The 7,925-nt window shown below is 67.1% G+C and carries 6 protein-coding genes and 2 tRNA genes; 3 read left to right on the top strand and 5 right to left on the bottom strand.

Features of this window, described 5'->3' with window-relative positions; all coding sequences use genetic code 11:
* The first annotated feature begins 71 nt into the window (after positions 1–71).
* Positions 72–2,786 carry an aconitate hydratase AcnA gene (acnA, locus tag ACFYPN_RS07895; RefSeq protein WP_389297287.1) on the top strand — a complete coding sequence of 905 codons (2,715 nt, stop codon included), beginning with the start codon at positions 72–74 and terminating at the stop codon, positions 2,784–2,786.
* 536 nt (positions 2,787–3,322) lie between these two features.
* Here acnA and ACFYPN_RS07900 read toward each other — a convergent pair.
* The 5 genes from ACFYPN_RS07900 to ACFYPN_RS07920 form a co-directional block, all read right to left on the bottom strand.
* Positions 3,323–3,463 (bottom strand): hypothetical protein, encoded by a 141-nt coding sequence (locus ACFYPN_RS07900; RefSeq protein WP_358763305.1) that lies wholly within the window; start codon positions 3,461–3,463, stop codon positions 3,323–3,325.
* 180 nt (positions 3,464–3,643) lie between these two features.
* The gene (locus tag ACFYPN_RS07905) at positions 3,644–5,050 is read right to left on the bottom strand and encodes an MFS transporter (RefSeq protein WP_358763307.1); all 1,407 of its coding nucleotides are present in this window, start codon (positions 5,048–5,050) and stop codon (positions 3,644–3,646) included.
* Positions 5,051–5,088: 38 nt separating this feature from the next.
* Complete coding sequence (locus ACFYPN_RS07910) at positions 5,089–6,156, bottom strand: acyl-CoA desaturase (RefSeq protein ID WP_358763309.1); 1,068 nt, start codon at positions 6,154–6,156, stop codon at positions 5,089–5,091.
* Between the two features lie 125 nt (positions 6,157–6,281).
* On the bottom strand, positions 6,282–6,443 hold the full coding sequence (locus tag ACFYPN_RS07915; protein ID WP_358763311.1) for a hypothetical protein: 162 nt from the start codon (positions 6,441–6,443) through the stop codon (positions 6,282–6,284).
* An 87-nt stretch (positions 6,444–6,530) separates the two neighbouring features.
* Positions 6,531–7,526, bottom strand: coding sequence for a DUF2156 domain-containing protein (locus ACFYPN_RS07920; protein WP_389297327.1), 996 nt, complete (start codon positions 7,524–7,526; stop codon positions 6,531–6,533).
* Between the two features lie 154 nt (positions 7,527–7,680).
* On the opposite strand from ACFYPN_RS07920, the gene ACFYPN_RS07925 reads away from it, so the two are divergent.
* Positions 7,681–7,771, top strand: a tRNA-OTHER gene (locus ACFYPN_RS07925).
* A gap of 26 nt (positions 7,772–7,797) precedes the next feature.
* Positions 7,798–7,888, top strand: a tRNA-OTHER gene (locus tag ACFYPN_RS07930).
* Positions 7,889–7,925 lie beyond the last annotated feature (37 nt).

The following is a 7,925-nucleotide window of genomic DNA, read 5'->3' on the forward strand; positions in this document are numbered from 1 at the left end:
GGCACCACACGGCGCCCGCCGTGAGTGAGGCGCGGCGCGGTAGTACGCGCACATTGATGAAGGAGACTGTCGTGTCGGCGAACAGCTTCGACGCCCGCAGCACGCTGCGCGTGGGCGACGAGTCGTACGAGATCTTCCGGCTGGACAAGGTGGAGGGCTCCGCCCGCCTCCCGTACAGCCTGAAGGTGCTGCTGGAGAACCTCCTCCGCACCGAGGACGGCGCGAACATCACCGCCGACCACATCCGGGCGCTGGGGGGCTGGGACTCCCAGGCCCAGCCGAGCCAGGAGATCCAGTTCACGCCGGCCCGCGTGATCATGCAGGACTTCACCGGCGTTCCCTGCGTCGTGGACCTCGCCACCATGCGTGAGGCCGTGAAGGAGCTCGGCGGCGACCCGGCGAAGATCAACCCGCTGGCCCCGGCCGAGCTGGTCATCGACCACTCCGTCATCGCCGACAAGTTCGGCACCAACGACGCGTTCGCCCAGAACGTCGAGCTGGAGTACGGCCGCAACAAGGAGCGCTACCAGTTCCTGCGCTGGGGCCAGACCGCCTTCGACGAGTTCAAGGTCGTCCCCCCGGGCACCGGCATCGTGCACCAGGTCAACATCGAGCACCTGGCCCGTACGGTCATGGTCCGCGCCGGCCAGGCGTACCCCGACACCCTCGTCGGCACCGACTCGCACACCACGATGGTCAACGGGCTCGGCGTGCTGGGCTGGGGCGTCGGCGGCATCGAGGCCGAGGCCGCGATGCTCGGCCAGCCGGTCTCCATGCTCATCCCGCGCGTCGTCGGCTTCAAGCTGACCGGCGAGCTGCCGGCCGGCACCACCGCCACCGACCTCGTGCTCACGATCACCGAGATGCTGCGCAAGCACGGCGTCGTCGGCAAGTTCGTCGAGTTCTACGGCGAGGGCGTCTCCGCCACCTCGCTCGCCAACCGCGCCACCATCGGCAACATGTCGCCGGAGTTCGGTTCCACCGCCGCGATCTTCCCGATCGACGACGAGACCCTGAAGTACCTGCGCCTGACCGGCCGTGACGCGCAGCAGGTCGCGCTCGTCGAGGCGTACGCCAAGGAGCAGGGCCTCTGGCTGGACCCGGCTGCCGAGCCGGACTTCTCCGAGAAGCTGGAGCTCGACCTCTCCACGGTCGTCCCCTCCATCGCCGGCCCGAAGCGCCCGCAGGACCGCATCGTCCTCGCGAACGCCAAGGCGCAGTTCGCCCAGGACGTGCGCAACTACGTCGTGGACGACATGGAGTCGGGCAAGGAGTCCTTCCCGGCCTCCGACGCCCCGGCCGGCTCGAACGGCGTCCCGTCGAACCCGACCACGGTCACGGCCCCCGACGGCACGACGTACGAGATCGACCACGGCGCCGTCACCGTCGCCGCGATCACCTCCTGCACCAACACCTCGAACCCGTACGTCATGGTCGCCGCGGCGCTCGTGGCGAAGAAGGCGGTCGAGAAGGGCCTGACCCGCAAGCCGTGGGTCAAGACCACCCTCGCCCCGGGTTCGAAGGTCGTCACCGACTACTTCGACAAGGCGGGCCTGACGCCCTACCTCGACAAGGTCGGCTTCAACCTCGTCGGCTACGGCTGCACCACCTGCATCGGCAACTCCGGCCCGCTGCCGGAAGAGGTCTCCAAGGCGGTCAACGAGAACGACCTGGCCGTGACCTCGGTGCTCTCCGGCAACCGTAACTTCGAGGGCCGGATCAACCCCGACGTCAAGATGAACTACCTGGCCTCCCCGCCGCTGGTCGTCGCGTACGCCATCGCCGGTTCGATGAAGGTCGACATCACCAAGGACGCCCTCGGTGTCGACCAGGACGGCAAGCCGGTCTTCCTGGCGGACATCTGGCCGACCGAGGCCGAGGTGAACGACGTCGTCGCCAACTCCATCGGCGAGGACATGTTCAACAAGTCCTACCAGGACGTCTTCGCGGGCGACGCCCAGTGGCAGGCGCTGCCGATCCCGACCGGCAACACCTTCGAGTGGGACTCCGAGTCCACCTACGTCCGGAAGCCCCCGTACTTCGAGGGCATGACGATGGAGACGACCCCGGTCGAGGACATCACCGGCGCCCGGGTGCTCGCCAAGCTCGGCGACTCGGTCACCACCGACCACATCTCCCCGGCCGGTGCGATCAAGGCCGACACCCCGGCCGGCAAGTACCTCACCGAGCACGGCATCGAGCGTCGTGACTTCAACTCCTACGGCTCGCGCCGTGGCAACCACGAGGTCATGATCCGCGGCACGTTCGCCAACATCCGCCTGCGCAACCAGATCGCGCCGGGCACCGAGGGCGGCTTCACCCGCGACTTCACCCAGGCTGACGGGCCGGTGTCGTTCATCTACGACGCCTCCCAGAACTACCAGGCCGCCGGCACCCCGCTCGTCATCCTGGCGGGCAAGGAGTACGGCTCCGGCTCGTCCCGCGACTGGGCCGCCAAGGGCACCGCGCTGCTGGGCGTCAAGGCCGTCATCGCCGAGTCGTACGAGCGCATCCACCGCTCGAACCTCATCGGCATGGGCGTCCTCCCGCTGCAGTTCCCGGAGGGCCAGACCGCCGCGTCCCTCGGTCTCACCGGCGAGGAGACCTTCTCCTTCACCGGCGTGACCGTGCTGAACGACGGCACCACCCCCCGCACGGTCAAGGTCACCACCGACACCGGCGTGGAGTTCGACGGCGTCGTCCGCATCGACACCCCCGGCGAGGCGGACTACTACCGCAACGGCGGCATCCTGCAGTACGTGCTCCGCGAGCTCGTCGGTAGCTGAGCTGAGGTGAACGAGCGCTTCGCCCCTGTATCTCACGCTGTGGGCGGGGCGCTCGCACTCGCCGGGGCGGAAGATGCGCCAGCCACCAGGAACGCCCGTGATCTGTTCCCCTGGTGCAGCTGAGCATCCCAAGACCACAGAAGAACCCCGCACCTGGTACCAGGTGCGGGGTTCTTCTGTCCCGGCGAGCGTGTGGCGAATGAGGCTGCTGGGGCCTGTATCGGGTTGGCTCGCGGCGTCGCGGGGCTGGGCACGCGCGCTCGCGGCGTTGCCAAAACGCCCTGGTAGCTCCGCTACAAGGTCGCTCCGGCGCCTTGCGGTCGCACGCACCAAGCCCCGCTCCTTCTTCCGCGCGACAACCCCGTGCAGGCCCCAAGGGCTGTCCCGCCATTCCTGGCGGGTGCGCGACGACAGCTACGGCACCTCGCCGCGTTGTCGGAACGTCCCCATACATCCGGTATGCGGACGCCCCTCCGCCTTGCGATGCACCGCATCCGACGCCGCGCACAGATCCACCACGCATTGCGGGACAGCCCTTAGCTGGAGCAGAACTCGCAGTCGTGGACACCGCGCGTCTGCCCCACGGTCGTCCACGAGTCCGGTGCGGTGGTGATGACCGGGTGCGGGCCGGCGTCGGGCATCTTCTGGTCCGAGGGCTCGTACACGTAGTCGGTCATGTCGGAGCAGCCGGGCACAGTACCGCCTTCCCGGGGCGGAAGATCTCCGGGGGCCTCACTTTCCCGGCCCCGCTCGACACCGAGTCCGACGGGCTGCCGTGGTCGGACGGAACCGGGGTGGTGCGGCACGCGGCCGATGGGCCGACGGGCCCACGGCCGCGATGCCACGCCGGTGGACGATCAGACCGGCGGGGGAACCGCGTCCACCGGTGTGCCCGTGGACCGGGGCGCCAGCGTGACGACGGTGAGTGCGAGCAGGGCCATCGCCCCGCTGACGACCGCCAAAGCCGCACCGGCCCCGTACGAGGTGAGCACGGGGAGGAGCGCGAACGGCAGGGCTGAGGCACTGAGTTTGGACAGGGAGTAGGCCAGACCCGAGGCGGTCGAGCGGATGGACGTGGGGTACTGCTCGGCCATGTATACGTGTGAGGCGTTGGAGAAGATGTTGCTCACGAGGGTGTAGCCGATACCGCAGGCGATCAGCTGCACCGAGGACTGGGCAAGCGCGAAACCCATCCCGAGGCCGATCATCAGGCAAGCCGTCACCGCGATGAGGGTCCGCCGTTCGAAACGCTCGATCAGTGGAATCGTGAGGGCGGAGCCGATCGGGTAGCCGAGGAACGAAAGCGCGGTGTACCCGAGCCCCTGAATGACACTGTAACCCTTCGACGCCAGGATCAGCGGAGCGAGCGAGCCGAAACCGTAGTAGCCGAACACCGAGAGAACGCATACCGTCCACAGCACCAAGGTGCGTCGGCGGTACTCCGGTCGCAGGATCATGCGCAGACCCTGCTGGGGCCGCGACGAGTCCTCCTGGTCGAGGTACGGAGCAGAGGAGGCCGCAGGTGAAGGGGCGGCGGATCCGACGGCGGTGGCGGACCCCTCCATCCGGGACACCAGCAGCTCCGCCTCCGCGACACGTCCGCGAGAGGCCAACCAGCGAGGGGATTCGATGAGTTGCCGTCGCAGGATCCACACCACCGCGGAGCCCGCAGAGCCCATGACGAACAGCCAGCGCCATCCCGCGATCCCCAGGGGCGACAGCGGAACCAGCCACAGGGCTGCGAAGCCCACCATCGGAACTCCGCAGTAGGCCAGCGTGTAGGCCCATGCGGTGAACTTGCCGCGCTTTGACGCGGGGAGGACATCGGCGAGGTAGCAGTCGGACAGCGTCTGCTCGGCCCCGATGCCGATTCCAGCCAGGAAGCGGGCCACGATCAGCCAGAGGGCGTTCGGAGAGAAGGCACAGACCAGCGAAAATCCCGAGTACAGAGCGAGGTTGACCAGGAACGCCCGGCGTCGTCCTATGTGGTCGGCAAGCCGGCCGAGCACGATCGCACCCACGAACTGGCCGAGGAAGGCGGAGGCGATGACCAGCTTCAGGGTCGTACCCCCGAAGCCGAATTCGCCCTGAAGGACCTTCGAGATGGTCCCGGAGAGATTGTTGTCGAACGTGTCGAACAGCAGCCCGACCCCGATGACGGTGGTCAGCCGCCGGTGCATCGGGGTGATGGGCATCCGGTCGAGCCGGTCGGCTATCGACGCGAAACCGGCGGGCGGATTCGCGGTCGCGTGAATCTGGGACATGGAAGGGCCTACTCCTCCTCCTCGTGTGCGGCCGGCCCTCAGCCGACGCGCTGGGGTCGTCCGGAGACCTCGCCGCGTCGGATCGGCGCGCTGACGGTGTGCAGGAACGAGGCGACCTCACGGTAGGAGGCCCAGAAGCCCACCTCGTGGTACGGGATGTGGCGCTCTTCGCAGTAGGCACGGGTCAGAACGCGGGCCCTGGCCAGGTTCTTCTGCGGCATCGCGGGGAACAGGTGGTGCTCCACCTGGTAGTTCAGACCGCCGTAGAGGAAGTCGATGACCAGCGAGGGACGGATGTTGCGCGAGGTGAGGACCTGTCGCTCCAGCCAGTCGAGCGTCTCCTCCTCGCCGTCCCGGATATCCATGCCCTTGTGGTTCGGGGCGAATATGAGACCGAAGTAGACCCCGAGCGCGGCCTGTTGCACCAGGATGAACAGCACGCCCATAAGCGGCGGGAGCACGGCGAAGACGGCGGTCAGATAGATCCCCAGCCGCAGCAGCAGCAGGGCGCTCTCCAGCACGGGGCGCTTCGTCTGCCCGCCCGCGATGGCGATCACCGCCGTCTTGTGCATCTTCAGGGACTCCAGCACCAGAAGCACGAAGAACAGCGTGGACTGGTAGCGGACGATGAACCGCTTCGCTCCGCGCCGGCTCTCGTACTGCTTGAGGTCGAAGATCGCTGTCCGCCGCCCGATGTCCGGGTCCTTGTCGAGGTGGTTGGGGTTGCTGTGGTGGCGGTTGTGGTGGTTGACCCACCAGCCGTAGCTCACACCGTTGACGAAGTTGGCGTGGAAGTAGCCCACGGCGGAGGCCAGTCCCTTGTTGCGGAACATCGCCTTGTGGCCGGCATCGTGCCACATGAAGGCGCTCTGGCCACCGCACAGCCCCATCCACACAGCCACCAGCAACTGCCACCAGCTGTCCCCGAGGGCGAAGAAGGCCACCAGGCCGGCGGCCAGTAGGGCCGTGTTCAGAACCAGGCGACCGATGTAGTACCGCGGTGCGAGATCAAGCAGCCCCTCAGCCTTGACCCTTTTCAGGAGCTCGGCGAAGGTGGCGGAAGCGCCGGGCTTCTGCACAGCCAGGGGAACATACGGATCCTGCATGGGAAATTCTCCTTGAGCTGATTCGATGCTGCCCGAGGGGGAGATGCCGCCGGAAGACGGCAGGTCGTCGCCGACGGGCGGGCGGGGGAGGCCCGGCCTCGGCGCGACGCGGATGCGCCCTCGATTCAGGCAGCGGGGGATTCGTCGGCAAGACGTCGGTCGAGGTCGCGCACCGCCTGGTCGGCGGTTCGGGCGAGTTCCTCGTCGTCGGGGCTGCCTATGATGCCCATGAGCAGCTCGACCATCGAGTGCCTCAGGGCGTCCGTGTTGAGGTACAGATCGCTCACTGTGATCTCCTTCGGTAGGGAGTCGACTGCGGACGAGTACGGCGTGTACCGGGCGGCGGCAGGTGGACGGCCCGGCATGAGGCAATTTCAGAAGGCTTTGCAGGCACGGAAGATGTGCGCGAAGCCGGCGAGCGAGGGCCCGTCCTGGAAGGCGACGTACTCCGGGATGACCAGATCCGGCGCCCATTTCTGCTTGTACGCCAGCTGGGTCTGTGCCGGATACAGTGCGGCACCCTCAGCCCAGAGGAAGTGCATGAGCCACTGGAACGACGTGCTGTGGCCTGGGAGTTCGTTTTTCTCGTCCAGGCCGGTGAACGGGGTGAAACCGAAGTGCAGCCACTCGACCCCCTCACCACGGAACACCTCGATGGCGTGCGCGTTGATCGCTTCCATCAGTCCGGGTGAGCCCGCGGGTATGCGCCGACTGAGGTCGTGCATCCAGCCGGTCCGCGTGCCGTACACGGGGGAGTAGGAGATGTAGCCGACCGGAGCGCCGTCGATGGACCCGACGAACAGCCGGCGCAGCTTCTGCACGGAGCCACCGATCTGTCCCACCAGGAACTCCAGCTGAGGGGAGCCTCCCTTGGACCCGAGCCAGGCGTCGTCGATGGTGCTGAGCGCCTCGCCGTAGGAGTCGGCATCGACCTCGCGTACCTGGAGCCCGTTGCGCAAGGCCCGGGAGATCTTGTTGCGCAACTGCATGAAGCGCGTCCCTTTGAGGGTGAGATCAGGCACCCGGACCGCCCACGAGGCGCCTATCTGGTTGACGGTGAACCCGCGACGCGCGTACGCCTCCCCGTCCGTGCGCTGCAACTGGACACCGACCAGCTGCAGTTCTTGCTCGCGCACGTGCTCCAGAAAGAGTCCGAGCAGTGTGTCGTAGTCGTCCGTGCCGGCGAACGGGCCGCCGAACTGCACGGCGAACCTGCCGGTGCGACGGTAGACGATCACACCGTCGTGGCCGGGCGCGGTGAACGTGAGGTTGCCGCTGTTGAGCGCGAGGAAAGAGCTGGGATTCTCGGCTGCGGAGTGCTTGGTGATGGCTCGCAGAACTGGATCTTCGGTCGATACGGCAGACACGATCGTTCCCTTCTCGAAAAATCGCGACGATGAATTACAGCATCGGCGAGCGAGAAAGGAAAGGGCCATCATAGCGTCAGGGAGATGTCAGCGTTGCGTCAGAAGCCTCTGGCACTGTTGTGTTTGTGAACGGCGCGGGAGACTGGGCCGGGAGCAAGGAGAGGTGCCCGGAGTGGTTTATCGGGGGCCTGAGGTTTCTTGGGTCGGGCTCTTTTGGGTCTGCGCAGGTTCGAATCCTGCCCTCTCCGCTGCGGTTGTGGTTGGGCCGTGTTTGGGAGAGGTGCCCGGAGTGGTTTATCGGGGGCCTGAGGTTTCTTGGGTCGGGCTCTTTTGGGTCTGCGCAGGTTCGAATCCTGCCCTCTCCGCTGCGGTTGTGGTTGGGCCGTGTTTGGGAGAGGTGCC

Source organism: Streptomyces sp. NPDC005576 (assembly GCF_042871745.1).
Taxonomy (GTDB): Bacteria; Actinomycetota; Actinomycetes; order Streptomycetales; family Streptomycetaceae; genus Streptomyces.